Source organism: Dictyobacter kobayashii (assembly GCF_003967555.1).
In the GTDB taxonomy this organism is placed as follows: Bacteria; Chloroflexota; Ktedonobacteria; order Ktedonobacterales; family Ktedonobacteraceae; genus Dictyobacter; species Dictyobacter kobayashii.
On record NZ_BIFS01000001.1, the window covers coordinates 4,344,044 to 4,370,455 of the forward strand.

The 26,412-nt window shown below is 50.4% G+C and carries 21 protein-coding genes; 1 reads left to right on the top strand and 20 read right to left on the bottom strand.

Annotated features, from left to right (window positions below; genetic code table 11):
- Positions 1-3: 3 nt before the first annotated feature.
- The 11 genes from EL645_RS19050 to rpiA all read right to left on the bottom strand — a co-directional run bounded on the left by EL645_RS19050 (position 4) and on the right by rpiA (position 12,300).
- Positions 4-900 (bottom strand): DUF58 domain-containing protein, encoded by an 897-nt coding sequence (locus tag EL645_RS19050; RefSeq protein ID WP_161977491.1) that lies wholly within the window; start codon positions 898-900, stop codon positions 4-6.
- A 17-nt stretch (positions 901-917) separates the two neighbouring features.
- The gene (locus tag EL645_RS19055; RefSeq protein ID WP_126551971.1) at positions 918-2,021 is read right to left on the bottom strand and encodes an AAA family ATPase; all 1,104 of its coding nucleotides are present in this window, start codon (positions 2,019-2,021) and stop codon (positions 918-920) included.
- A gap of 4 nt (positions 2,022-2,025) precedes the next feature.
- Positions 2,026-3,702: a DUF8809 domain-containing protein gene (locus EL645_RS19060; protein ID WP_126551972.1), complete on the bottom strand. Its 1,677-nt coding sequence runs from the start codon at positions 3,700-3,702 to the stop codon at positions 2,026-2,028.
- 74 nt (positions 3,703-3,776) lie between these two features.
- On the bottom strand, positions 3,777-4,652 hold the full coding sequence (locus EL645_RS19065; protein WP_126551973.1) for an ABC transporter permease: 876 nt from the start codon (positions 4,650-4,652) through the stop codon (positions 3,777-3,779).
- Complete coding sequence (locus tag EL645_RS19070; RefSeq protein ID WP_218031918.1) at positions 4,649-5,641, bottom strand: ABC transporter ATP-binding protein; 993 nt, start codon at positions 5,639-5,641, stop codon at positions 4,649-4,651. The genes EL645_RS19065 and EL645_RS19070 overlap by 4 nt, the downstream gene beginning before the upstream one ends.
- 80 nt (positions 5,642-5,721) lie before the next feature.
- On the bottom strand, positions 5,722-6,708 hold the full coding sequence (locus EL645_RS39380) for a DUF8815 domain-containing protein (protein WP_161977492.1): 987 nt from the start codon (positions 6,706-6,708) through the stop codon (positions 5,722-5,724).
- Positions 6,708-8,234, bottom strand: coding sequence for a DUF8726 domain-containing protein (locus EL645_RS19075; RefSeq protein WP_136625243.1), 1,527 nt, complete (start codon positions 8,232-8,234; stop codon positions 6,708-6,710). The genes EL645_RS39380 and EL645_RS19075 overlap by 1 nt, the downstream gene beginning before the upstream one ends.
- Positions 8,235-8,757: 523 nt before the next feature.
- A complete protein-coding gene (ilvC, locus tag EL645_RS19080; protein WP_126551975.1) occupies positions 8,758-9,720 on the bottom strand; it encodes a ketol-acid reductoisomerase in 963 nt (320 codons plus the stop codon).
- A 53-nt stretch (positions 9,721-9,773) separates the two neighbouring features.
- Positions 9,774-10,640 (bottom strand): 3-methyl-2-oxobutanoate hydroxymethyltransferase, encoded by an 867-nt coding sequence (panB, locus tag EL645_RS19085; RefSeq protein WP_126551976.1) that lies wholly within the window; start codon positions 10,638-10,640, stop codon positions 9,774-9,776.
- A gap of 41 nt (positions 10,641-10,681) precedes the next feature.
- Positions 10,682-11,566 (bottom strand): pantoate--beta-alanine ligase, encoded by an 885-nt coding sequence (gene panC / locus EL645_RS19090; protein WP_126551977.1) that lies wholly within the window; start codon positions 11,564-11,566, stop codon positions 10,682-10,684.
- A gap of 35 nt (positions 11,567-11,601) precedes the next feature.
- Positions 11,602-12,300, bottom strand: a complete 699-nt coding sequence (rpiA, locus tag EL645_RS19095) for a ribose-5-phosphate isomerase RpiA (protein ID WP_126551978.1) — start codon at positions 12,298-12,300, stop codon at positions 11,602-11,604.
- 684 nt (positions 12,301-12,984) lie between these two features.
- Between rpiA and EL645_RS19100 the strand changes: the two genes are divergently transcribed.
- Positions 12,985-14,832, top strand: a complete 1,848-nt coding sequence (locus EL645_RS19100) for a response regulator (protein WP_161977493.1) — start codon at positions 12,985-12,987, stop codon at positions 14,830-14,832.
- Positions 14,833-15,024: 192 nt separating this feature from the next.
- Here EL645_RS19100 and EL645_RS19105 read toward each other — a convergent pair whose 3' ends face one another.
- The 9 genes from EL645_RS19105 to EL645_RS19145 form a co-directional block, all read right to left on the bottom strand.
- Positions 15,025-15,882 carry a PspA/IM30 family protein gene (locus EL645_RS19105; RefSeq protein ID WP_126551980.1) on the bottom strand — a complete coding sequence of 286 codons (858 nt, stop codon included), beginning with the start codon at positions 15,880-15,882 and terminating at the stop codon, positions 15,025-15,027.
- A 289-nt stretch (positions 15,883-16,171) separates the two neighbouring features.
- The gene (locus tag EL645_RS19110) at positions 16,172-17,719 is read right to left on the bottom strand and encodes a flotillin family protein (protein WP_170207717.1); all 1,548 of its coding nucleotides are present in this window, start codon (positions 17,717-17,719) and stop codon (positions 16,172-16,174) included.
- Positions 17,720-17,725: 6 nt separating this feature from the next.
- Entirely contained in the window at positions 17,726-18,484 is a 759-nt protein-coding gene (locus EL645_RS19115; RefSeq protein WP_126551982.1) for an NfeD family membrane protein, read from the bottom strand.
- Entirely contained in the window at positions 18,471-18,812 is a 342-nt protein-coding gene (locus EL645_RS19120) for a hypothetical protein (RefSeq protein WP_126551983.1), read from the bottom strand. The genes EL645_RS19115 and EL645_RS19120 overlap by 14 nt, the downstream gene beginning before the upstream one ends.
- Before the next feature lie 142 nt (positions 18,813-18,954).
- Entirely contained in the window at positions 18,955-19,437 is a 483-nt protein-coding gene (locus tag EL645_RS19125) for a transcriptional regulator (protein WP_126551984.1), read from the bottom strand.
- Positions 19,438-19,671: 234 nt separating this feature from the next.
- On the bottom strand, positions 19,672-20,835 hold the full coding sequence (locus EL645_RS19130; protein ID WP_126551985.1) for a TQO small subunit DoxD: 1,164 nt from the start codon (positions 20,833-20,835) through the stop codon (positions 19,672-19,674).
- Positions 20,836-21,127: 292 nt separating this feature from the next.
- Positions 21,128-23,578 (bottom strand): penicillin acylase family protein, encoded by a 2,451-nt coding sequence (locus EL645_RS19135; RefSeq protein WP_126551986.1) that lies wholly within the window; start codon positions 23,576-23,578, stop codon positions 21,128-21,130.
- Between the two features lie 108 nt (positions 23,579-23,686).
- Positions 23,687-25,024, bottom strand: a complete 1,338-nt coding sequence (gene cysS, locus EL645_RS19140; RefSeq protein ID WP_126551987.1) for a cysteine--tRNA ligase — start codon at positions 25,022-25,024, stop codon at positions 23,687-23,689.
- A gap of 575 nt (positions 25,025-25,599) precedes the next feature.
- Positions 25,600-26,367 carry a sugar phosphate isomerase/epimerase family protein gene (locus tag EL645_RS19145; protein WP_161977494.1) on the bottom strand — a complete coding sequence of 256 codons (768 nt, stop codon included), beginning with the start codon at positions 26,365-26,367 and terminating at the stop codon, positions 25,600-25,602.
- Positions 26,368-26,412: the final 45 nt, after the last annotated feature.

A 26,412-nucleotide genomic window follows, 5' to 3' on the forward strand; every position in this document is an offset into this window, starting at 1 on the left:
TTGCTATCGAACCAGTTCTACCTGCCGTAACAGGCGCTGCACGACGTCCACAATATCAGTATCGCTGGCAATCAATGTGTATGTACCCATATAGCTATGTGCAAAAGCCGCCATCTCTTCTGTAAAGCGGGCCAGGCGTTCGCGGTATGCCTGCAGTATATGTGAAGAGGCGCTAACTTCAACGCTCTGTGTCCCCTCACTATCGCGCAACCTCCAATCACCCTGGATCTGAGGGTCCAGTTCATCTGGCGAGAGAATCTGTAGTAAAGCAATCTCCTGGCGTAGCTGACGCACTGCGCGCACGCCGGTCTGGTAGCCCTGAGGCGTCAGAAAATCTGAAATCACGATGGTCAGCCCGGGAGCCGTTACCACGCGCCCAATATCGTAGAGCGCGCGATTGAGATCGGTTGTACCCGAGCGAGGTAGCCGTTGCAGAAATTCTCCCACGCTCCAGATAGCATTTTTTCCTCCACTGATGCGCCGATATGCTACCAGGCGATCAGTCAGGGCACCGAGAACAACACTATCCTCACATTTGAGTGCAATATAGGCCAGGGCTGCCGCCACAGCCACTGCTAGATCAGCTTTCTCCGGCGTTCCCTGATACATAGAATCAGAGCAGTCTAACAGAATGGTGACAGTAATATTCTCCTCGGCCTCAAAGACGCGCAGGAAGATCCGTTCCAGGCGTGCAAAGGCTCGCCAGTCGATACGGCGAAAATCATCGCCAGGCGTATAACGCCGATAATCCGCGAACTCCATCGACGAGCCAGCCAATGGCGAACGCCGGCGTCCCGGTCGTCCTGTGGCCATCGGACGGCGCGTGAGAAGTGAGATATTATCCAACCGCTGGAGCACGCTGGCATCGAGCGGGAAGCGTGCTTTTTCCATATCAGGCATGAGCATTCTTTCTTATGTTAATCCGCATCCAGTTCGGCAATGATGGTTTCGATTAACTGCTCGGTCGTAATATTGTCGGCGAGGCCATCGAAATTGAGAACGATACGATGGCGTAAAGCTGGATAGGCGACCGCTTTAATATCTTCGAGTGAGACATTGTAGCGGCCCTCTAGCAAGGCACGTACCTTGGCGGTCATAATCAATGCCTGCAGACCACGAGGACTGCCACCATAGCGCACATATTGACGGATCTTTTCTGGCGCTCCCTCTTGATCCGGATGGGAGGCCAGGAGCATGCGTACCGCGTATTCTTTGACATGGGTGGCTATTGGAACTGCGCGGGCTATTGTAATCATGCGTGCCAGCTCTTCACCTGAGGTGACTTCCTTTGCGCGCAATGTCTCAGTGCCAGCTGTTGTATCGATAATGCGCATTAAATCTTCAGCCTTGGGGAAGTTGACGATGATCTTGAGCATAAAGCGATCCAGCTGTGCCTCAGGCAGTGTATAGGTTCCTTCCATTTCCAATGGATTCTGGGTAGCCAGCACAAAGAAGGGTTGTGGTAGGGGACGTGTGCGGTCTCCCACACTGACGGTGCGTTCCTGCATACCTTCCAGCAAGGCTGATTGTGTCTTTGGCGTGGCACGATTGATCTCATCGGCCAGTACAATATTGGCGAAGATGGGGCCTGGTTGGAAGGAGAAGGCGCGTTTCCCTCCTGTGGAGCTATCGCCCTGTTCGGAGACAATATTGGTACCCACAATATCGGCGGGCATCAGATCTGGTGTGAACTGGATACGTGCAAACTTAAGTGATAAGGCATCTGAGAGTGTTCGCACCAACAAGGTTTTACCGAGTCCGGGCACGCCTTCAAGCAAGACGTGTCCCCCTGCCAGCATGGCCAGGAGTAATTCGCGGATCACGCGTTCCTGTCCCACGACGATCTGGCACAGTTCCTGCTCTAATTTGTGGGTCACCTCGATGAATTGTTCAATATTTTCTTCACTGGGTTCATCGGATAATATGGCGGACGCTTTAGTCGCAGCCTCAAAGGTTTGTGGCTGAGGCCGAAATTGTGTATCGTCATATGGATTGAAAGTGTTATCACTTGCATTTGCCATAATCTCACTGTTGCCCTTCTAATGTGTTGAAGTAATCGTGGACCAGGTCCTTTTCGTTCGGTGCCACATTGCTGTTATCGATGGCGTCATGGGCCTTCTGATTATACTGTTGAATTACCTGTGAATAAGGGACATCTGAACCAGGTTGGACAACCCCGGTATTGTTGTCTGCACTCTGGGTACTTGAACCCTGACCATTCTGGCCCTGCACATAAACTGGTTCATCCTTGTGGCTACCAGGAGCATTTGTACCGCCAGTTCCACCAGATCCACCCTGGCCTCCTTGCCCCTGGCCCTGACCTTGCCCCTGGCCCTGCCCCTGCCCTTGCCCCTGGCCCTGCCCCTGCCCCTGCCCTTGACCTTGTCCCTGTCCAGGCTGCTGACCCTGACCCTGCCCTTGATTTTGCCCCTGACCAGGTTGTTGACCCTGACCTTGCCCCTGATTTTGCCCCTGACCCTGCTGATTTTGCCCCTGGCCTTGTTGTGCCTGGCCCGTGGTATTGTCGGTTGCGGATGCTAGATTATTAGCGGTATCCTGCAGGCCTTGTGTCGCCTGGTTGATAGCATTCTCTCCAGCTTGATCGGAGGCTGCCTGACTATTGGCCGCTTCTACCGCTTTTGTCGCATCGGAGATCTCGCTACTACTACCATCGGCTAAAGATTTTGCCAGTTGATGCAGGGAGGAACTCAAGTTGGGATCTTTATTGGCCTGGTTGGCTGCCTTTTCCAGGTCCTGGGCCAGTTGTTTGCGTTGATCTGGAGATAATTTGCTGGCTTGATTGGCTAGATTTTGTAAGGCCTGAGCCAGGCTCTTACTATCGTTGTTTTTCAATGCCTGCCCGGCCGCCTGGGCATTGGCATTGCTGCTATTTTTTAAGGTGTCTCCCGCCGAGGAGCGGGCCTGATTTCTATTGCCAGACTGTGGATTGCGCAGCTGGTCCAGTTTGGCCTGGGCTTCAGAGAGTGCCTGCTGGGCATCGTTGGGATTTTTTGCCTGTTGCAATTTGGTTTCAAGATCGTGTAGGATCTGATCGATCTTCTGTTTCTCATCTTTAGAAATGTCAGGTTGCTGGGCGGTTACCTGCCTGAGCTTTTCTATATTGCTGACCTGTTTGGCTATTTGAGCCTGTAGTGTAGCCTGTTGTTTGAGAATGGCTGTCATTGGATTGGGTGCCAATAGCAGTGGTACTAATAAGAGTAATAGTGCGATCAAGGTTATCGTGCTTGCCCGCTGAAGGCGGAGCGTTATGGTTTTAGCAGGAGTATGTGCCCGCAATTGTTTAAGGGCATCTCGTCTCTGTAAGCCTGCCAGGACAGATGTTTGATCGCGCAGCTCCCAGGCTGTCCCGACGCGGTCGTGCAGGGACAGGTGCTCATCTATCTGGTGTGCCGTACTGCGATTAGTCGGTCGAAACCATAGTGCCAGCGCGATGCCCAGCACGGGTAAGGCGATACCGACACCCAACGCCCAGTATGGTGCTGAGGCCCAGGGAAGCATGCGCGAGATCAACAAGACCAGGCAGGCCAGGAATAGACCTATCATCAGGCCTCGAATGCCCCAGAAGAGAATCTTCTGTGTCCAGATGCGTCTACGCCAGGGCCGCAGCGCTGTGCTGAGATTGCCCGCTGTACGCGTCCCCTGTGTTTCCGTCCGGGTATGTGACGGTATAAAGGTTGCCATATTACACCCTTTCTCGCGTCTCATAAGGTGGATTGATGTGTATATTCATCTGCCTTCACCTGCATACTTTTTCATCACGCTGTGGCCGAAGCCTTTGTTTCGTTCTTTAGGACGGTGGCGTCGTTTTTATGTGTGCGTAACCGTAAGCGTTGCCAGGCTTGCGGTTTCACCAGCCAGAGACTTAATCCGATCAGTATAAGTGTTGCCAGTACATTAAAAATACTATATGTTTGCCAGATAGCAAGATTGAATGGACCAACATTATATATATTATTGGGGGACAGCCCACCATAATTGAATGTGCTAAGGAGCGCCATCACTGGATGCCACATTAAGTAGCTCGGTGCTCTGTTTGAGTTGGTAGGTATCAGTATGGCGAACAGCAGTGGTAAACCTAACCAGAGCAAGAGCAATACATAAGAGAGAGCGGTCGAGATAGCAGGCCGGGCGACCAGGGTTGAGCAGAAGATGCCCAGACTGGCTGCTAAAATCGCGGTTAGAATGAATACTAATAGGGCTTCCAGTGCTTGTAGTGGCGAAACCCCGCCGAAGAAAAAGACCAGGCTGAAGATGGGTATAGAGGCGGCGATCAGCAAAAATGCATTGATCAGTCCTGCCAGCAATTTACCTGTGATCAGTGATGTCGATGATAGGCGCGAGCAGAGCAAGAGATCAAAAGTCTGGCGCTCTTTTTCGCCATTCACTGTCGTTGCGGTAAAGGCAGGTGTGATAAAGAGAATCAGAAATAGTTGCACGATCAAGAGCATTGTATACAGTCCGATACCAATGTTCGTCCAGTTGCCGCCGTAGGCTGCCGCACTGCTACTAACGCTGATATCCAACCAACCTAGCAGACCCAGCAATAAAATGTAGACGACAATCAGCCAGATAGTGCGTTCGCGCCTCATGCGCAAACGCATTTCTTTAATCAATAGTGCCATAAAGGTCATGACTGATTGCTCCTTTCTGTAATATTTAAAAAGACCTCTTCGAGCCTTCCGCCACCTGACCGAGGAGCAAAGGAGACAATCGGATAGCCCTGGTTGATGAGCGCTGCCAGAATATGATGGAGCGCCTCATCATCGCCGGTAAATTCCGCTTGAATTAATCTGTCTTCATTGGTCGTGATATTGTGAATATCGGCGATCTTCTCTAGATGCGCGATGGTGTCAGTAACGCGGGCTTTATCCAACAAGCGGATATCTATTTGTCGGCCGCCGCCCAGTTGATGTGTTACTTTTTCGACGTCGCCGGCGATCACCAGCTGCCCATTTTGGAGAATAGCAATATCTGTACACATTTCCGCCAGTTCGAGCAAGATGTGTGAACTGATCAAAATCGTCTTGCCCAGACCCTGCAGGGTACGTACCAGTTCGCGTAATTCAACGCGTGCCCTTGGATCCAATCCAGAGGCTGGCTCATCCAGCAGCAGGATCTCTGGATCATGGACCAGGGCACGCGCCAGGCAGAGTCGCTGTTTCATACCACGCGAGAGCGTTTCAACCATTGCATCACGTTTTGAAGATAGCTCAACCAGCTCTAACAGATCGGCTACAATCCCATTGCGTTTTTGGCGCGAGATACCGTGGATGCCGGCATAAAATTCTAGATATTCAGCGGAGGTCAAATCAGGGTAGACGCCAAAGAAGTCCGGCATATAGCCAACCTTGCGCTGGATAATTGAAGGTGCGCGCGTCACTTCTTGCTCTTCAATCCAGACCTGTCCTGAGGTTGGTGTGAGCAGGGCGGCTAGAATACGGAGCAGGGTGGTTTTACCTGCTCCATTGGGTCCAATCAGTCCATAGATGGTGCCGCGTGGTATCTCCAGGCTGATATCCTGCAATGCATGTGTATTATGATAACGTTTTGAGACATTTTGAATTTTTATTAATGGTTCTGTTGCTTCTGATGTGGTGGATGGTAACACCATATTTTGCATGTTTGCCCCTCTCTAATGTGCGACCGTCCCTTGTAATTCTAAGGCTGGCTTATCAAAGACTGCATTGGTGTCGTGATTGCTTAAATGCAGCAATACACGTCCCCGGGCCCGACATATGGCTGTGCCGATTTGACCGTACAGGTAAACTCGCTGAAGGACACGCTATCCCAGTTGCCGGTTTGCCAGTTGTAGAGATAGGTTTGTATATGATTGATATTCGTTGTAATGCCAACCGTCTGGCTGCTACCCTTCGTTGGAGATACCGATGATGTGAATGTCAGTGAACTATTCTCTAACTGAGCAATAGTGGGAATAGTGTATTCCAACGTTATACTTCCGGTTGTCATCATATAGGTTCCCAGCGCAGGTTCCTGAATATTGCCCGGAGCAGTCTGCTGGATATGGACGATCTGGCTGTTAATGATGCTGGATGGGATCTGAACATTACCCGTGAAATTGATGTCCAATGGTGCCTGCACCATGGTCTCCTGTGACCCATTGGTGTCCTGACCATTGACCGTAATCGTGCCATTGAGAGCATTTGAATCCTGGGCCCAGCCAATAATCGTCGCCGTTGAACCAGACAACAAGAGCGGATCATGGTCGCTGACAGTATTGCCAATCATAAAACGTTTGGTGACCACCCCACTATTATTCACAAGTTGCACATTCTGGTGATAGCAACTGTTATTATCACAGTAGCCGCCACTGAGTGCCTCCATCATTAGCACATGGCGATGGGGAGCATCTGTAACCTGATTGTTATTGTTGTAAGAGTAGTAGCCACCGCCTGGATTGGTCGTCATCCCTCGACTGCTGGCGATCTGGTCTGCGATCGTCGTATTATTTGCCGCAGCATTTGAAGAGTTGTTGCCCAGATTGACGCTGACCTTTTTGGTGCTATTGGGTGGAAGGTCACCTAATGAAACATAGCTATTCCCCATGACCACAAAAGCATCTGTTAATGTATAAGGCAAGGTGCTGGTTACTGTGCCGCTGACAATATTTTGTTGTAGTTGTAGCTGCGAGGTAATGCCGCCCGAGGTATGCATATCCCGCTGAGCCATCAGGGTGCGTGTCGTCCAGATATCGACACCCTGGAGGTCGATATTGGTATCGTTATTGGCAACTGTAAAGATTGACTGTTGGGTTGAAGATGAGCGGTAAGGGCCACCATATGTATTTTGATCCGCGGGCTGCACCAGGCTAGAGTTAGGTACATGGACCTGGAAGTCTCCCTGACTGGGGACAAAGACGCCCAGGAAGGTGGTGGCATGGCGCTGGTGCCCGTTTTGTCGGGTGCGTTGAGCTGTACGAGTGTGATGCTGCTGTTAATAATCGAGGACCCCTTTTGCTGTAGGGCCAGTCCATAACTTAGCAGTGTAAAGACGACAATGGTGCCCAGGACGATACGCCAGCTCCAATCGCGCCGTTTAAATGCTCGTATTAGTAAGAGTCGCAGTGGACCTAGAATGATCACATAGCTTAAGAGCAGTATTAAGATCAGCCAGATAGATGGATAAGCGTTGGGGAAAAATGTTTGCAGCAATGCGCCCAGAGTTGAAGCTGTAACATTATTGCCTTGCCCTGGTGCCGTGATTACTCCCGTATTGCCCGCGTTCATTAAGACACGATCTCCAAGAGAACGCAATAAGAGCGTTGACCAGAGCTGATTGGTCGTTGACCAGCTTGCTAGAGGCTCAAGGGTTGGATCATAGGCTAGATAATAGACGGTACCCTGCCCCTGCACTTTTTGTACAATCACTGGCGTCTGGTCTGATGAGAGGAGCGTGACGGTATTTTTAGCTGCTTGCGCAGTACTGATTGGGGTGGCTGTTTTGACGGTATCATTGGTGGCCTGGTCACCTTTTGTCAGGGTATTTACAGGTAAGAGATGCTTGCCAGCAGGAATATTGCCTGTCCCATTGATGGTGACCGGCAACAGGCTAGCTGGTAATGCACCTAGTGTGCGTTTCCATTCAGGTCCCCCGGTCAGGATTAAGCTGCCGCCCTGATAGACCCAGCTTTGCAGTGCCGATAGTTGCTCCGGGCTGAGGGAGCCGGTAGTGAAATTATCTAGCACAATCACATCAAAGTTTTTGAGGACTGCGGCCTGTTTAGGCATGGTGGCTGCTGTAAGATTTTTGGTCTGCCCGGCCGGATTAAACAAGTTAGATAGGGCCAGGTTTAATTGACCAAAATTATTTGGTGTATCTGATAGCACGCCGATCAAAGTTAGATTGTAACTACCATTATTAGGTACTAACGCACGGTGGGAGACAGTATGACCGGTTGTATCCAATAGGTCTACTGAGACCTGGGCGGTGGCTCCCTGGGAGCTTAAATTTAAAGGCACAGATATAGAGATCTGCTTTTTAGCGCCTGGGGGAAGATTGATAGCTTCTTGATAGCTGTTTGTGGTTGTTGTGACGTTTGCTCCGTTAAGTGGAGTAGAAGGAACCGTAATTGATATTTTGCCGGTGAAGTCGTTGCCTGTATTGCTCAAGTCAACCTGGATTGGCACCCAGTTACCATCTTGATAAATGCCGTCAAAACCCATGCTTGCCTTAAGAATCGTTGGGCCATTGACCATGTTGTGCTGCTGATAGGCGAAAGCTGATGGAGAAGCGAGCATCAAAAAGAGAAATAAAATTATGCTGCCAAGAATATATAGAGCTTTTCGTACCCTGCTCTGAGGCCGCATGTGTAAAATGAGCATATCCCTGAGCCTCTCTAATGAAGGTATAATCACAGAATCACGTCGTATAAGTTATTTAGAAACGTGCTTTGGCTCACTTGAAAATGTTTTTTCTCATAGAGCGAAAGGTGGAAATTTTCCAGGGTATGTGTGCCAGATTGTATGCTGCCGCTAGTACATTAGACGTTTTATAAAGGCAATTTGTTGCATCTCACAAGATACAAGTGTATTTTCTCTGCCTTATATCGCAGAAGTGCGAAAGATGGGAATCACAGGAAGAGATTACAGTACTAAACTGTTCTTCTTCCTGTTCTTTATTCATCGGCGCCATGCTCGCGCAAATAAAGGTACTATCTTTATGTGAATGCTTGATATAGGATAACAGATAATCCAGAGAAATGCTATGGTAGCATCTGCCTCATTTGTTCCCCACTGTTTCAATCTGATGGGTTGCATCTTTTCGGCGCATTGCCCGCAGGGTTGGTTGACCTGCCTGATTTTCCAGGATCCAGTTGCGTGCAAAGCTCCCATCCTGAATATCTCGCAATGTCTCTCGCATCTTTTCCCGCGTATGTTCATCAATAATGCGCGGACCCGTCACGTAGTCTCCAAATTCAGCTGTATCGCTGATCGAGTTATGCATAAAGTGGATGCCTCCTTTATATAGCAGATCCGCAATCAGTTTTACCTCTTGGAGACAACAGGTATAGGCCACTTCTGGTTGATAGCCGGCCTCCACCAGGGTCTCAAATGCGGTCCGAATCAGAGATGTGAGGCCTCCACACAGGACAACCTGTTCCGCAAAGAGGTCGGTCTCGGTCTCCTCTGAGAGGGTTGTTTGAATAACCCCCGCCCGGGTGCAGCCCAGGGCTTGGGCATAGGACAACGTGAGCTCACGTGCCTGACCAGTGACATCCTGATAGATTGTCCAGAGGGCCGGAATGCCTGATCCGATGCTATACATATGGCGTAGCTGCGCGCCTGGACCGTTGGGTGCTACCATGGCAACATCGATATTGTCTGGTGGCACAATCTGCCCATATTGCAGGCTAAAACCATGTGCTATCAAAAGTAGTTTACCCTCTGTCAGGGAGGGTTTGATGCTCTGGGTATATACCTGGCCTTGATGTTGATCTGGCACCAGCAGCATGATCACTTGCGCCCGGGCGGCGGCCTCTTCCGGAAGTACGGGAGACCAGCCATCCTGCCTGGCTCTCTCCCGACTTTTACTGTTTTCGGGTAGGCCCACCACTACATTGCAACCACTATCGCGTAAATTCAAGGCATGCGCATGTCCCTGACTGCCATAACCTATAATTGCCACCTGTTTATGACGAATAAGCTCTAAATTTGCATCTGCATCGTATAAAATTGTTGCCATGTTTGTTCCCATTCTGCCTGTATATTGTCTGACTGACTGGCCTGTTGGGGCTGTCAGGCTTTTTCATCTGGTGTTTGCGTTAAGAACTGGCTTTTCAGGGTCCTGGCAACCTCTGTGTGTGTATGATAGGTTTCGCTATCGGTAGGGAAGGTTCCAGCCTGTACATCGGCACTATATTGTTGTAGCGCCCGGGTGGCTATCTCTGCAAGCTGTGCATACTGACGCACAAACTTGGGGAGATGATTGGTCGTCAGGCCCAGGACATCGTGAAAGACCAGGACCTGCCCATCACAGCGGGGGCCAGCACCGATCCCGATGGTGGGAATCGCAATCTCCTGCGTAATGATTTGAGCCAGCACATCCGGTATCCCTTCCAGTACCAGCGCGAATACTCCCGCCTCGGCCAGTGCTCTGGCATCGTCCAGCAGTTCTTGCGCGGCCTGCAGATCTTTCCCCTGTACTTTATAACCACCCATGGAGTGTACAGATTGTGGAGTCAGGCCAAGGTGTCCCATCACAGGAATCTCGGCCGCCAGTAGCGCTTCGATCATAGGAAGGCGTTTGCGACCACCTTCCAGTTTGATCGCCTCGGCTTTCCCTTCGCGTACCAGCCGACCGGCATTGCGAATAGTATCCTCGATAGAGACGTGGTAGCTCAGCCAGGGCATATCCGTCACAATTAAGGCGCGTGGTTGATCCTGGGCAACTGCCGCGCTATGGTGGATCATAATCTCAATTGTGGCCGAGAGGGTATCGGGGCGTCCCAACACAGTAGTCGCGACCGAGTCTCCGACCAGGATCATATCGATCCCGGCCTGATCCACGATATGGGCCATCGGTGCATCATAGGCGGTGACCATTGTTATTTTAGTGCCATGTTTGCGAGCTTTAATGGCGGGAACTGTAACTTTATCGCGCATCTTTGTTCTTTCTTTTGATCTATTGGCCGCTTGCAATGAGTTTAGACGATCTGACTGGCTATTGTGCCTGTATCCCATGTTCCATCAGCGTGTAGGACAAAATTATCGATCAGGCGTGTTGTGCCTACGCGTACGGCTATTAGCAGGAGGGCGGGGGCCTTTAGCGTCTCCAGAGGCAGGAATGTGGTGGGATCACGAAGATCGATATAGTCGAGCTGCACGCCCGCTTCGTTATTGACCACTTTCTGGACCGCCTGAATAATCTTTTGAATGTTTGTCTGCTGTTGAAATTCAACGGCCATCTGGGCGGCTTTAAGCGCGCGATAGACCACCGTCGCGCGGGCTCGCTCCTCATTATCAAGATAGCTGTTGCGACTGCTCATGGCCAGTCCGTCGCTTTCACGGATGGTGGATAATACCCGGAGAGTAAGTGGGAGATTGAGATCACTGATCATACGATTGATTACCGCTACTTGCTGGGCATCTTTTTGACCGAAATAGATCCTCTGCGGCTGGACAATAAGAAATAGTTTGAGCACCACGGTTGCGACGCCTCTGAAATGGCCAGGGCGCAATGCTCCCTCCCCCTGTTCGGCCAGTGCCCCCTCAGGATTTACGTACGTTGTAAATCCCGAGGGATACATTTCTGCTACGGCCGGCAGAAAGACCACATCGACTCCCAGCGCTGAGAGTAGTTGGAGATCATGTTCAATATTTCTTGGATAGCTACCAAGATCTTCTTGTGGTCCAAATTGTGTTGGATTGATAAAAATACTGACCACCACATGTTCGTTCTCTAAGCGTGCTTGCCGAACCAGTGAGAGATGACCTTCATGAAGATAGCCCATCGTTGGCACGAATCCAACCGAACCTGTCCACTGCTCATGTTCATGCCTCATTGCCTGAACGGTGCGGACTATGTGCATAGTTGCTGAACTCCTCTTAGTTTGTATAGTGTGAGCTATTGTGGGAAAATTTGTACACCTTCGGGACCACCGATGACTACCTGCTGGGCCAGATTGAGGAAGAGGCCAGTTTCAACGACTCCGACGATACTATGGATCTGAGCGTCTACTTCAGCGGGATTGCTAATGCCCTGTGGAAAGGTACAGTCAAAAATATAGTTATGATTATCGGTGATAAAAGGGATATTGTCACGATGCCTGAGCTCGACCTGGGCGCCCAGCTTGCTCAGCTTTAATTTGATCGGTGTCTTTGCTAGCGGCACAATTTCGACGGGCAGTGGAAAGCGATGACCTAACTGTGTCACTTTCTTGCTCGGATCAGCGATAACCACAAAGCGCCGTGCCGCCGAAGCCAGGATCTTCTCGCGTAGCAGCGCGCCACCGGCCCCTTTAATTAAGCGTAGCTGTGGATCAATTTCATCTGCACCATCAATATACATATCCAATTCGGGATGAATATCCAGGTCCGTGAGAGGAATATTCAGGCTGGCCGCCAGATCATAGGTGGCCTGCGAACTGGGTACCGCCCCAACAATCTGTAATCCCTGTTGTATACGCTGAGAGAGCGCCTGGACCAGGTACGCTGCGGTTGAACCTGTACCAAGTCCCACAACCATTCCTTCTTGTATGAGATTGGCGGCTGCGACGCCGGCCATTTGTTTCCAGGTATCTTGTGGACTTCTAGGTGACGTCATCGTTATATTTGCTCCTTCAATATTCTGATCAGGTAGCCGTGATAGCACGAATTGCCGTAACACGGAAGTACGATCTTCTCTTTTTTGCGGCAGGGTACCGCTTGCTGTGTCGAGTATAGCACGTTCTATAAAGGGGCTACAAATGTGCTTCCTGAGTTGCGTGGTACCTGATCCTACTTATCTTGCCATCCCTACTGTGTCGTGATACACTCTTCGAGTAATTAAAGAAAATTGTTAGAAGTGTCCTGCTCCTTCATAGGAAGGATGAACGAATTCTGTTAGACGTTTGTTGAGAATATGTCGTTCGGGTTATAATCATATACAAAGCGATAAATATAGGGTATGGTAGATGAACCATACTATTATTTTGCCCTGACTCTTTTCCTCGCTGGGAGAATAAAGCATAGAGCGGGCGTTTCTCGTATCCGATACGGCACACTGTTTACTGATGGGTGAACTGAGAGAGTCCGGCATGTAATGCGTTTTCCTGTTAAGTCATAACATAAAAAGAATGGGACTAGTGCATTGCTGTCTACCTGATTATTCGCATATCTGGAATATCTCAGAAGGCCGAGCAACGATAAAGACCGGGGCTTTTTCTTTGGCTGTTCGATGCATGAGCTGGCGTCTCGGTCTACGTTGATGGGGTTGGAACAGCCGAATCTGTTTCAGGTGGTAGTAATAATGTCTGATGTCTGGCGCATTATTGTGGTTGCGAGTGATGATGCTCTGAACCAGAATTTAGTCAACTCTCTCCGTAAGGATGGCTACGTTGTGCAGGGGATGATGAGTGAGGCGGATGCCGTACGTACCCTCTGGTCGGAAGAGTATGACGTTGTCATTTATGATGTGAAAACGCCCGGTGCCGATGGTTTTGAGTTGCTTCAATGGTTGCGAGCCTATCGTCCAAGCATACATACAATAATGCTTGGAGAGACTGATTCTGCTCCGTTGCGTATGCAGGCGCTAGAGGGCGGCGCTGTTAGTTACTTTGAGAAGCCATTAGATATCCGTTTGTTGAAAGAGGAGCTACGGCGACTTCTGCAACCAACGGGTTTTTCCGCGAGCCTGGACTCATTCGATCTGTTGGATGTCATTCAGATTGTCAACATGAGTCGCAAGAGCATTACATTACTGATTAATACCGGGCTGGAAGAGCGTGGTGTCCTGCGCTTTCAAAATGGAGAGCTGATCTGGGCCGAGTATGGAGTGCTCCGCGCGGAAGAGGCTTTTTTTGCGCTGGCCGCCCACAAAAATGGGACCGTTATCCATCAGCCCTGGAATGATCAGGTTGCCTCTAATGTGACGCAGCCGCTTTCACGCTTGATTTTCCAGGCCCTGCAGTACCGTACAAAATACGCCAATCGCCAGCAATACAGTGGTGAGATTGAATCCGTTCCGATTGCGCCCATCTCTTTTGCGGACATAGACGATACTCCGTTCATGGTCTTGACAGAAGCTCAGCCTTCTTCATCACCTTTTCAAGCTCCAGCCAATGATTGGAGTGAGACGCAAAGCGAGACTTCTCCTGCTCAGCTAGAAAAAGAGTGGTGGGAAAATACAGGACGCATGCCTCGGGCGCAACCTGCTCCAGCCGCTGCCGTGCAGGACGGTGATGCTGCCCTGGCACCGACGATGGCTTTGAATGGGCAAGAGTTGATGGATATGCTCAAGAAAATGAGCGATCAGGCTCCTGTGCAAGCATCCGGGCAGGCGGCGCCTATTGATAGGCCTGAACTGAATGCCGAGCTGCCTGGCTGGCTAACGGATCAGCCAACCTCTTCGCAGCGTGCTATACCAAAGTCTGCTACCGGGACCCCTTCTGCGATACCGGCTACTCCCAATATACCTACTAAATCCAGTGAGTGGCCAGCCGCGCGGGTGCCGTTGACAACTACCGAGCAGCTTTCTCCAGAGCAGATGAGCGGTTTCCAGGAGACGGAAGTATTACGTCCGGCAAATAGGGAATGGAGTTCAGGATCTCCTACACAGCCACCTGTGGAGATCAGCCGATCGGCCCAACCATCGGGGCCACTCTATCGTGGCCAGAGTCCTGTTGCCCAAGAAGCTGCCAGCGGCTCTTTTAGCTTTGAACCCGAGTATGAAGGTAATATATCGTTATCGACGAGTACGCTGCGAGCTCAACAAGCAGCCCGACGCAACTATGCTACCCTGGTTTCGGCTCTCCAGACACTGGGCTATTCGGTGCCTGGTTTTATTGCTGCGGCGGTTGTTACTATTGATGGTCAACCCGTTGCCCAGGTGGCGATTGACGAAATCGATATCTCCAGGGTGTGTCGCTATTTTAGCGCTATCCAAAAGAGTGTTTTATTAGCCTCCGAGGTGTCGGAATTGGGAGGCGAACATGAACATACTGTTGTGACCAGTGCTGGACGACAGATCTTCATGCGCATGGCTGGAATAGAGAAAAAAATATTTCAGGTCCTGATCACTACACGCGAGGCTGATCCTGCACAGTGTGTTCAATTAATGACCAGCGTTGAAGAGACTATTAGTACGGCATTACAATAGATTCATATCAAGAAAGACATTTCCCATGAGTGAGAAACAGATCGAAGAAAAAGCAGAGACGCCTAACAAAGGCTATTCTTTTATCATTGGCATGTTTATAGCGCTTGCTATTATCATTGTCTTTGCGTTTCTTTTCCACTAGGGCTAGTAGCATCTAAACTAGCTATATTGTGGAAAAGAAGGCTACTGCTCTTACGAATCTAAATTTTGTGGCGACTCGAGCAGTTTTTTGAGGTAATCCAGATCCATATCTCTATCCGTGGATGGTTCTTCTAGCGGGGCTGAGTATTTGGGTTGGATGCGTATACGTCTTTTCGTCGATAGCTCAGTATTCAGGGGTGTTGCCAGAGGGCCTGTCTGGGGCTTGGATGTTTTGTTTGATCCCGCCAGGTTGGTTGTCTGCTGCATATTTTTCAGGGCATCGAGTTGTTGCTCAATGGTCTGTTCAGCACTTAAACTGCTTAATTGAGCATCGAGATCACGATTATGCAGTTCAGCCATGGCCTGCGCTCGTGCCTCGGCATCCAGTAGCGCATCCTTGGCTTTGCGCGTGGTATTCGGGTCCGCATTGCCAGTTTTTTGGAGCGCTTCGTATACACGTTGCTGAATCAGAGCATTGCGCTTACGGGTGGCCAGTAATTCAATGGTTGTATCGACCTCTGTTATCTTCTCATCTAATTTGCCCAGGACGTTGCGTAGTGTGATTACGAGTTGTTCCTGCTCTTTTTTCTGTTGCTGGTAGCGTTGAATAATTTTATTGTGTTCATTGTAGTGGGTTAGGGCCTGACGAGCCTGCGCATCATTTCCATGTTGGACTGCCAGTTCGGCCTTTTTCAGCCATGTCTCTGCCTCGACTTTACGAGCCTGGGCCCGTTTTTGCAGAACATGCCCCTCTGCAATGGCCTTGGCAACCTCGGTTTTTACCTGTACCAATTGATTGCGCATATCCAGTTGCAGCTGGCGTAAGGTTTTTTCCGGATCATCGGCCTTTTCTGCCACTGCATTCAGGTTGGCCCCTAGCAAAGTGAGTACACGTTCCAACAGGTTCATAGGCCCTCTCCATCAGTCATAATTGGTATTTATACTAGTTTAGTTGTCCATTTGTTTATTGGTGTGCTCTTTTTCATAAAGGTATGAGATACCTCTTTATTCCCGCCTACGGCGGGAGGAGAAGGGGAGGGGCGGGACACCCCGCACCCCGGCCATGGGACTGCGTCCCCCGGCACCCCTGCTCTGGCGTTCGAACAGAGAGGATACAAGGACTGTCATTTCCTCGGCAGGAGGGCCAACCAGCCCTCCTGCAACTCTCGGTTCTATAACTACTCTTTAATAAGTGGTACTAATTTTTGCCAGGGATAGACTCAACTGAGCCGGTGCCGTTGGCACGAGCATTATCTTGATTGTTGGCGTTCTCGTCGGTGCGCAGTGCAGGTACATTGCTCATCAGGTCGCCGATGCGGGTTCCGCTCAGCAGCTCGAAGAGGGCTGGTACCTGGGCTACCATGTTCATGATATCACCAGTCAAGCGACTTGCACCAACACCGTTGTGATTGCCATCACCGCCTGTAGAGACGATGGTGACCTTGTCGACCTTGCTTAGAGGCTCAGCAATGGCGCGCACGATCTCAGGCATACCGGTGAGCAGTTTATCCAGTACAGCGGCCTGGTTGTATTCGTGGAAGGCGGCGGCTTTGACTTTCATGGCATCAGCTTCGGCTTCACCTTTAGCACGAATAACTTCGGCTTCAGCAAGACCACGGGCACGAATAACTTCGGCTTCGGAGAGACCACGGGCGCGGTTGGCATCAGCTTCACCAACACCACGGGTTTTGGAGGCATCCGCCTGACCTTGTGCTTCCAGGATCAAGCGCTGTCTCTCAGCTTCAGCAACCGTCTCGATACGGCGGCGCTCGGCTTCAGCAGCTTTTTGAATGGTCGCTTGCAGTTCCAGTTCACGGCGCTGGATTTCAGCCTGTTGTACTTTGATTTGTGCGTTCTTCTCAACCTCGGTAACACGTACAGCCTCGGCGATAACCTGCTGCTGGGTGACGTTAGATTGAATATCATAGGCTTTGTCGGCCGTCGCCTGCTGCTTCTTGATTTCAGCATCGAAGGAGGCCTTTTTCAATGAAAGGTTTCTCTGCGATTCTGCCTGTAATGCCAGGGACTCCGCCTCGGCTTTTACACGCTCTTGATCAGCCAGTGCGCGAGCAACAGCCGCCTCACGGGAGGCATTGGCCTGCTGAATCTGGGTGTCTCGCTGAGCCAGGGCGGCAGCGATATCAGCCTGTTTACGGATCTGTGCGATCTGTGGGCGACCCATGTTGGCGATATAATCGTTTTCGTCACGCACATCTTTAATGGTAAAGGAAATAACTTCCAGTCCCATTTTTTGCATATCCGGTGTTACGGTGCGCAGCATTTTGCCACCGACGCTCTCTGGATCTTTCACCAGGTCCTCAACGGTTAGCTGACCAACGATACCACGTAGATGGCCTTCCATTACCAGACGGATCAGGTTATCGCGATCCTCGCGTGATTTGCTCAGGAATTGCTCAGCCGCAGTACGAATGCTCTCGTCATCTGAGCGGACCTTAATCTGAGTGACGGCCTCTACGTTGACGGCGACGCCTTGCGTGGTGTAGAGCGCCTGGCGTGGAGCAACATCAAAGGACATCAATTCCAGTGAGAGCTCTTGCGCGCGATTGAACAGAGGAATAACCAGCCTGGCGCCTCCCGTAATCACATGCGTGCCACCCTGACCATAGACGATCAATGCCTGGTTAGGGCCCACTTTACGCAATAGCGTGCCCCATACGCGCACGAAGATGACCACAATGAGTAGGAAAGCGACTATACCGATGCCAATAAGAACTAAGAGACTCATAATGATTTACTCCTTTTTAGTATCATTACGCATAATGTATTCAGAGTCATTTTTATTAGGTTCCTCAAGGAGTGCGCGTAGTGTGGCCATATCATCGGCTTCTGGTTGTAACATAGTTGCTGAATCTTCCTGGTTAACAAAGTGATCCCAGGTATCTACTTCAGCAATACCACGCTGATAATTGACAACCACGACCTCTTGATCGCGTTCCAGGCGACGACCATCGATACTGCGTGCAGGGATGCTCTTACGCATACCACCAGGTGAGACGTAGAGGATTTCACCCAATCCATTTTCCTGAATGGTAATGCTCACTTTACCAAGTAGGCCCGTGCGGTCTGATACATCCTGTACAGTAGCCGCTTCGCTCCCACCCAGCATACGTGAGAACATCGTCAAGAGCAACGCTGCTACAATCACTCCACTTAAGCAGGCAAGTGCTAAAATGATTGACATACGAAAGTTGGTAGTCGTATGGAAAGCGTAGCCAAAGAAGCCAAAGCCGATTAAGAAAAGAACAATACTGGTTGGATTTAGAATGCTAAAAAGAGAGAAATTCCCTTCCGCTCTCTCTGCATGTGTGGCATGATGGGCACTGCCATGACCTGTATGTGGAGCTCCTTCGATATGAAGGTGATGGACGTGATGTCCCGCATCTTGTCCGTGATGCCCCAGGTTGCCGAACAGTGCTGTAATGACCAGGTACAGAAGACCGAGCAGAAAACAGCCAATAAACAATAGTGAAAGTTGATCAGTTGCGATCATAGCGTTGCTCCTTTAGATCTGGAGATACTATGATGTATGCTCTCCGCTGCTCAACATGTTCAATGATGTTGATAATGCTGGTGAGTATACCGCATGTGCCCAACACCACTGCCAATAACAGGCAGGGGAGTGTGGGTGACGCTCCAATAAATGCCAGAACAGGAAATAGTGTATCGGAAAAATAACTGGCAATAGCGAGTATGAACGCGCTACCGATCAGAGAAAGTGAAACCAGCACTGGGTGGTGTTGAATGAGTGGATGCCGACCCTGCCAGTGTTGGATATAGCGCTGCTGCTGACTGTGGGCATCCCACTGTCTCGGAGCCATTGTCCTTCCTTCTTGTTGCGAACTGCCTTATCGCTTTGGCGATATTTCCATACAAAACGCCTGGAGCTACTTCTGCAGCGGTTTCCTGTTAGCATCACTCCATTAATATAGACGAGTTTGTTGATGGAAAATACAATTAGTTTTATTCGACTTCTTCTTGCATATCTAGAGCATCGATAATCGCTTCAAGCTCTTCAATTGAGAGCTCCATAAAAGTCCGAAAGACTGCCAGGTAGCGTCGTGGTTCTTCTACTTCAGCGAGCAATTGTAACAATTCGCTTAGTACTGGTTCGCTGCGCCATTCAGCCGCGTTGGCTATCAGCCATGTTCCCAAACGATCACTGTCCTGACCTACCTCGGTGAGTAAGTCCGTGCTATAATCTGGCGGATCGCTCACAAGATATCCTGGATGTACTTTAAAAAAGCGTGCCAGGAGATCCCGGCTCGATGCTGTCAGATGAAGTCGCTTTGAGCTCTCAAGTTGCGAGAGATAGGCCTGACTAATACTTACTCCCAACTCTTGATGCATCGTTTTAACAACTTCCATTTGCGTCATCGGGCGATTAAACCCTCTCAGCTCGCCTTCTACTTCACGTAAGTGTTTAATCTTCTCCGCTAGATTCATGCTTACCTCATAACTATTTGCTATAGAAAGTATAGCTAGATGCTATGACCTTGTCAAGAGAAAAAGAAGCTTTTTGTGGACTTGGTCAGAATACAGGTTGTGTGTAGCCAAAAAAAAGAGAGATAGTCATGGAAAATGTGTTAGACTGATCTCTCTTATTATAGCTGCTAGAGCGAGAAAAGTATGTCCCAATAGGCTAGAATAGCCAGAGCGGCACTTTTAGCTCCTGGCCCGTCAGGCCTGGGTGATGACACCTGTGTTGCTATCGATATGGATAGTAACCGGGGTCAATGGCGTATCAGCTGGACCTGCGACTGGATTGGCCTGTTGGGCTGGATCAAATTCGGCTCCATGGCATGGACAGATGAGGAGATGTTGCTGTGGGTCGTAGTCTACCTGGCAACCGGCATGTGTACAGCGCAGATCGTAGGCGACAAATTTTCCACTGGGCAGGCGTATCAACATGCCAGCATCCCCACTGCTATTAATGGTGAAAGGGACGCTACTGTTATTTGCTACGGCGCTGACCTGGGCTATTTTGTTGGCCGAGTTGGTGGTATCCGTTGCCGCCGCGGTTGGCGTGGCCTGGCCATTCTGGTCATCCTGTGGCGTAGATTGGGCTGGAGCAGGAGTTGCCGTCGGTTGTTGGATAACGACTGGTGCCTCCTCGTCCCGGGTATTGATAATGCGGGCCGCCATGGCGATGGCCGCCAGTCCAAAGGCACCTATGCCGCCTGTTACCACGCCCATGATAAAGCCGCGTCGTGTCCGTTTTGCCTGCTGGATGGTGGCTTGTCGGGATAGCTGACGTTGTGGTGGTGGATTAGGGATGGTAAGGGGTTGTGGCGCGGGCCGGATACCCAGTGCGAGCATAGCCAGCCGAGTAAGCGTTGAAGGATGTTGTATCGTGGCTGCTTGCAATGACGGCGCGAATAGGTATTCATCGATGGTTGGTAGCCCGGTATGGGATGGACCATTGAGGAAGAGGGTGAGCCAGGCAAAGACAAAAACGATGTCTGAACCAAAGAAGTAGGGATAGACGCGCCAGGTAGCTGAGAGGAAAAAAATCAAGCTAAGTAACGCACCAAAGAAGGCTGCCGGGCGTACTAGCAGGCCGACCAGAGCGCCTGCCCCAATGGCGATCTCACCGAAGGCGACCAGAAAGCCAAAGAGCTGGGCATGTGGCACTGCAACATGTAACAAGAATTCTTTGAGCGGCGAAGCAGTCGCGTATCCTGCGAGCTGTTTCCCTATATAACCAGCTTTCTGTGGGTCAAAGAATTGTGGATCAGCCAGCTTTTGTATACCCGCATAGATAAATGTAATACCCAGAAAGAGTCGTAGTGGCAGTAGTATCCAACCAGGAGAGGTCGTTATCGGGAATTTTTTTTCTAGCATATGAATTTTTTGTTCCTCTTTTATTTTGTACTGGTAACAGTCCTGTCGCTGTATAAGACTACGCCCCTTTTATAAAACGTCAAGATGATAACTTCATTAAAGAATAGGGAAGTTTTGGTGGAGGAAGGAGAAAATGTGTATAAGAGAAAATGATGAGGCTTGCACATGCGAACAAGCCTCGTATCAAGTGATGTAGAGCCTGTGACTCACTCTAGCAGTTCACATGACAACAGTATACGCTTGAATCTTCAAGAAAATATCACAGATTTGTAAATTTTATTTAGAGATTCTCTTACAACTTTTTGGGATTTAAACTTAGTTTTCCTTCCGCATGCTCTTCGATCTCTTTTCTGTGGTAATACATAGGATGCGTCTCGCCAGTACGCCAGAGGGCAATGAAATCGTCATAGTGTTTACTGCCAGGATGACCTGATTGACCTGGTGCATGAATCGAGCGCGATTGTGATAGCTGGTCTAGATCAATAATCTGCCGGTATGAGGGGACGACCAGTACATTTTCTGGCTCTGCTACCGTGGCGGAACCCACATTGACCGTATCGTGATCACCTCCGACCGCAAATGGTCCACGATTAAAGAACGTCTCCAGGGCCTTCGCAGTACCCAGAGGGTGGGTATACTTCATTTTATGGATTGCCCCATATTGCCAGCGTAGAATGTTGCCACCAAGTTTCTCTCTAAGTTCTTCCAGGGTGGCGTCAAAGGCTCGATCCAGCGCTACCTGCCAGGTGTTTGGTCCTTTAGGAAAGACGGAGTTGGCGAACCAGCTTTCTGGCTGTTCGCGCAGCAGGCGCAGCAATAATGGTCGGTTGCGGCCCGCATAGCCATTGAGTGTCCCTAACGCGCTTAAGCTTTTACCGAGGTACTGCTGAATGAGCGTTTCGTCCTCGCCCAGGAGCGCATCCAGCACCAGGCGTTCCAGTTTGCGTGCGAAGGTGGTATAGATACTGGCCCCGATACTATCTGGGCGCAACTGATAATCCCAGGTCTGTAAAATCTCCTGGGCCGCGCGTTTCATGGCGGTATTAGCCTCTAATTGAAGTATGTAAGGTACAATCTCGGTGGCCGGTATGCAATATTGATCATACTGAATTTTAGCCATATCCTCGACTGTGATTTTTTCTGTACTGGTCAGGAGCTGTTGAATGCGCTGGGCCCGATAACCATTCAGCCATTCATTGGTGATGTAGTAAGGATAATTATCATCAATCACACGGTGATTGGCGGTGACTAGAAAATGCTGGTCCGGATTATAGGTCTGGGGTAGTTTCTCAAATGGAATCTTGCCAGTCCACTCGTACTCGCCGTTCCAGCCGGGCACCGGTATCAGCGCCTGACCTTTGGCCCGAACAGGAATACTGCCTGCCATGACGTATCCAATATTGCCCTCGCGGTCGGCATAGACAAAGTTCTGGGGTGGTGTATCCCAGTCGCGGAGCGCGTTATGAAATTCCTGCCAGTTACTGGCACGATTCAGGTGCCGGATAGCTGTTAACAGGGTGGTGTGCTCCAGACCGGTCCAGCGCAGTGCCAATGGTAGCTCACTGGTTTGCCCCTCGGTGGTTTGCGGCTGCGAGACCGCCGGAATATGGGTAATCACCGGTCCATGGCGTGTAACGCGTACCTCTTCAACCACAGGCATATCTTGCCCTTTGATGGTGATCTCTTCACGTATGATCTCGGCCTCTTCCCACTGCCCTGCAAACTCATACTGGCGTGGATTCTCCGGATTGAACTTCTCAACGTAGAGATCCTGTACATCTGAGACCGCGTTGGTGACGCCCCAGGCAATGTGCTGATTATGCCCGATGATGATGCCAGGGGCGCCAGGGAAGGTTGCGCCGGTAACATCCAGCTCACCCGCGATCAGGTGGCACTCAAACCAGATCGATGGCGCAGCCTGGCCCAGATGGGGATCATTACAGAGCAATGGGGCGCCACTTTTGGTCATGCTGCCATCCACTACCCAGTTATTGCTGCCCCCCATCACACTAAAGCCGCTCAAGGTCTGGATCTGCTGATATTGCTCTAGCAGGCCTAGATTGATGCCCTGGTATGCCACTCCAGGTGGGAGAATCAGTGGATGCTGGGGATCATAGCCCGGCTCTAATTGGGCCGCACGCTCTACCCCGACTTTTTCGATAATACGGGCTCGGATCAGTTCCGTCTCCCAGTTGCCGCACAGGCTCCAGCCCTGAACTTTGCCCCATTGCAGGGTGTCTGCAGGTTTCCAGGGTTCCGGACGATAGTTCAATAGCCGGAATTCTACCGGTAATTTGTGCTGATTGTGCTCGATGAAGCTGTTAACCCCACTGGCGTAAGCTTCCAGGATAAGCAAATCGTGTTCAGGCAGTGCTGATACATCCGCGGCAGCCGCGCGATGCATGCCTAGCCGCCGGCAAAAGCGATCAACTTCTAGCGTTACAGTGCCAAATATCTCCGAGAGGCGACCAGATCCCAGGCGTCGGTTGAGATCCATTTGCCAGAGGCGTTCCTGTGCGTGGATATAGCCCTGGGCGAAATAGAGATCATCTTCATTGTTGGCATAGATATGTGGAACCCCATATTGATCGGTGATGATCTCAACCGGCTCATTCAGTCCTACGATTTGAAATGTGCCGCTGGTAGGGGGAAGTTGACGATGTGTTAAGAGCGAATAGAAGCCATTGACAAAACTGGTCAGGTCGCCTGTTTTGTTCAGGTTTTTGCGCCATCGGGATGCCATACATTGCCCTCCTTTTATTGGAAACAGACCGTAGAGGTATGATAAGCAGTGTGGACGAAGTGTGAGTGCGGATGGCTGTTAGACGAGCAAACCATCCGCATCTCTATTTTACACTAATTGCGTGCCCTTTGGCGTGTCACGTACTTCAAAGCCCATCTCTTTGAGCAGGTCGCGCAGGCGATCTGATTCTTTCCAGTTACGCGCTGCGCGGGCGGCATCGCGCTGGCGTACCAGTTCCTGTGCCTCATCACTGACGGTAACAGGAGCCTTAGGTGCCACTTTATCCAGTTGCAGGCCCAGCACACGGTCAAAGTCCAGGATCAGATGGCGTCGCTCAGCGGGCTCGATTTTATTCGTGCGGGCCGCCTCGCGCGTGATGCTGATCGCGATTGGCAGGTCCATGTCATTGTTAATCGCTTCATGGAACGCCTCACGCATACGTTGGGCTTCGGCTGACCAGGTGGCTGGAGCCTCGGTTACCGGGAGTTCAGCTATGTCTGCCCGTAGATTGTTCAAGCCATTTTGCGCCGCATTGATTGAATCATCGGTGAAATTGAGTTTGGAGCGATAATGGGCCGTCAATAGCAGATAGCGATAAGCCATCGGCTCAATCCCACGCTCTTTCAATGTGCTGAGCAGCAGGACATTGCCGACCGAGCGCGACATCTTGCTATTGCCGAAATCCAGAAACTCATTGTGTACCCAGTACTGGACTGGCTGTTTGCCGGTTGCTCCCTGGCTCTGAGCGATTTCATCTTCATGGTGGGGGAAGACCAGGTCGATACCGCCTGTATGGATATCAAACTGCTCGCCCAGGTATTTTGTGGCCATGGCCGAGCACTCGATGTGCCAGCCTGGAAAGCCAACTCCCCAGGGACTCTCCCAGTTCATTTGCCGCGTGGCATCGCCATGCTTCCAGAGCGCAAAGTCTTCGGAATTCTGTTTATCTTCAGCCACTTCCATCTGCACGCGTCCGTGGCCACCGGCGCGCAGATTTTCAACGGTATTTCCCGAAAGGGCACCGTAGTTTTTAAACTGACTGACTGCATAATATACGTTGCCATCGCTGACGTAGGCCAGGCCATGCTCGATCAACTTTTTGGTGATCTCGATCATCTCTTGGATATGGTCGGTTGCCTTAGGAACCACATGGGGTGGCAGGATATTCATTTCATCGCAGTCTTGTAAGTACTGCTTTGTATAATGGGCGGCAATCTCGTAAGCCGAGCGGCCAGTCTCGCGTGCTTCGTGCTCCAACTTATCTTCACCGCCACGGACATCATCATCCTCATGCAGGTGGCCGACATCGGTAATGTTGCGGACCAGCTGGACATCATAGCCATTGTACTCAAGTACCCGGCGTAGCCAGTCAGTGGTGGTAAATGAACGTAAATTGCCGATGTGAATATCTTTATAGACAGTGGGTCCGCAGTTATAGATGCCCACCTTGGGGCATGGAGCGGCTTAAACTGATCTTTGGTGCGGGTCAATGTATTGTACAGGTAAACTGGTTTGCTTGCTATCGTAGACATGCGCAAATCTCCTCTATATGCTGAGTTATCGTGCTTGCGTGCTTATATGTGTGTTCTATTATATCAATCAGCCGCGTACACTGATTAGATCTTACGAGGTAGTAGCTCAGACGGAAGACGTGTGGGGGGAGACAATAGGAATGGCCGTTGGAGGACACGCCAATACGTTCATAGAGGGCTGAGCTACTGCTTGGTGCTGCCTCTATGAACGTATAGACAGGTGCAATTGTACATTCTGACGTTCACTGGTCACTCCAACTATCTGGATTTCCGGGATTATTCAATGCTAGTATAGCATATAAATTCAGTTGAGGATAGTTTTTTGATGTTGCTCACTTGCGGCCGGGTGTAGGTGCGCATGAGTCAAATTTATCACATACAGTAAAATCTCACGCCACGGGATTTTACTGTATGTGATAAATTTGTGTGAGTGTCTTTAATGCTTCAAAAAGTTATGAAGAATGCGGAGATCCTGGCCATCAGGGTAGTTTATGCTTGATTGCCATGCCCCAGGTGATTGTTAACAAGATAATGATAACTTTTCTCAACGGCGGTTAGCATATCGGTGGCGCAGGCATCTAGCTCAACGATGACCCATTCTGCATTTCCCTGGCTGGCTGCCACGACGGCAGGAATATCCACCTTGCCCTCGCCTAGCGCGGTCATGGGTTGCTCAGCGCTTTCTGCTGGTCCATCTTTGAGATGTAGGAGTGGAGCGCGTGCACTCAGTTCCTCGACTACAGGTGCGGGCAGTGTGCCTCCTGTTTGCGCCCAATAGACATCGATTTCAAATGAGATGGCATTGCTAAGCTGGTTGCGCAAAATTTCGTGGGGTGTGCGACCGCCGATAGTTGGTTGGAATTCCCACCAGTGGTTATGATAGCTCAGGGAGAGTCCATGCTGGTGCGCAATTTGAGCGGCTGCATTCAATTTGTTCGCTACCTGTGCTATTTTCTCCTCGGATTGGAACTCCTCCGCCGGGATGTAAGAGATGACCAGGTGTCTGGTTCCAGCCTTTGCTACACGCTCAAGCTGAGCCTGGCGCTCATCATCAAAAGGAAGTGTAGTATGTACCGCTGCCACACGTAGAGCCAGTGTTTGTAAGAGACGTAAATCGTCTTCTTTGACCGCAACGGTATTGAGTCCACATTCCACCCCTGCATAACCAATCTCCGCCACCCTGGTAATAGTTCTCTCAAAATTTTGCGCCAGTTCTTTGCGAAGCGTATACAATTGCAAAGCAATAGGGGCTATCATTGTGTCGACCATCCTCTCTCTGTACATACAAAAATGGATTCCATT

Bases quoted from the DNA above. Each gene is read 5' to 3' on its own strand.
- EL645_RS19050 (WP_161977491.1), bottom strand. From the start codon at position 900: ATGCCTGATATGGAAAAAGCACGCTTCCCGCTCGATGCCAGCGTGCTC.
- EL645_RS19055 (WP_126551971.1), bottom strand. From the start codon at position 2,021: ATGGCAAATGCAAGTGATAACACTTTCAATCCATATGACGATACACAA.
- EL645_RS19060 (WP_126551972.1), bottom strand. From the start codon at position 3,702: ATGGCAACCTTTATACCGTCACATACCCGGACGGAAACACAGGGGACG.
- EL645_RS19065 (WP_126551973.1), bottom strand. From the start codon at position 4,652: ATGACCTTTATGGCACTATTGATTAAAGAAATGCGTTTGCGCATGAGG.
- EL645_RS19070 (WP_218031918.1), bottom strand. From the start codon at position 5,641: ATGCAAAATATGGTGTTACCATCCACCACATCAGAAGCAACAGAACCA.
- EL645_RS39380 (WP_161977492.1), bottom strand. From the start codon at position 6,708: ATGGCTCAGCGGGATATGCATACCTCGGGCGGCATTACCTCGCAGCTA.
- EL645_RS19075 (WP_136625243.1), bottom strand. From the start codon at position 8,234: ATGGTCAATGGCCCAACGATTCTTAAGGCAAGCATGGGTTTTGACGGC.
- ilvC (WP_126551975.1), bottom strand. From the start codon at position 9,720: ATGGCAACAATTTTATACGATGCAGATGCAAATTTAGAGCTTATTCGT.
- panB (WP_126551976.1), bottom strand. From the start codon at position 10,640: ATGCGCGATAAAGTTACAGTTCCCGCCATTAAAGCTCGCAAACATGGC.
- panC (WP_126551977.1), bottom strand. From the start codon at position 11,566: ATGCACATAGTCCGCACCGTTCAGGCAATGAGGCATGAACATGAGCAG.
- rpiA (WP_126551978.1), bottom strand. From the start codon at position 12,300: ATGACGTCACCTAGAAGTCCACAAGATACCTGGAAACAAATGGCCGGC.
- EL645_RS19100 (WP_161977493.1), top strand. From the start codon at position 12,985: ATGTCTGATGTCTGGCGCATTATTGTGGTTGCGAGTGATGATGCTCTG.
- EL645_RS19105 (WP_126551980.1), bottom strand. From the start codon at position 15,882: ATGAACCTGTTGGAACGTGTACTCACTTTGCTAGGGGCCAACCTGAAT.
- EL645_RS19110 (WP_170207717.1), bottom strand. From the start codon at position 17,719: ATGAGTCTCTTAGTTCTTATTGGCATCGGTATAGTCGCTTTCCTACTC.
- EL645_RS19115 (WP_126551982.1), bottom strand. From the start codon at position 18,484: ATGATCGCAACTGATCAACTTTCACTATTGTTTATTGGCTGTTTTCTG.
- EL645_RS19120 (WP_126551983.1), bottom strand. From the start codon at position 18,812: ATGGCTCCGAGACAGTGGGATGCCCACAGTCAGCAGCAGCGCTATATC.
- EL645_RS19125 (WP_126551984.1), bottom strand. From the start codon at position 19,437: ATGAATCTAGCGGAGAAGATTAAACACTTACGTGAAGTAGAAGGCGAG.
- EL645_RS19130 (WP_126551985.1), bottom strand. From the start codon at position 20,835: ATGCTAGAAAAAAAATTCCCGATAACGACCTCTCCTGGTTGGATACTA.
- EL645_RS19135 (WP_126551986.1), bottom strand. From the start codon at position 23,578: ATGGCATCCCGATGGCGCAAAAACCTGAACAAAACAGGCGACCTGACC.
- EL645_RS19145 (WP_161977494.1), bottom strand. From the start codon at position 26,367: ATGATAGCCCCTATTGCTTTGCAATTGTATACGCTTCGCAAAGAACTG.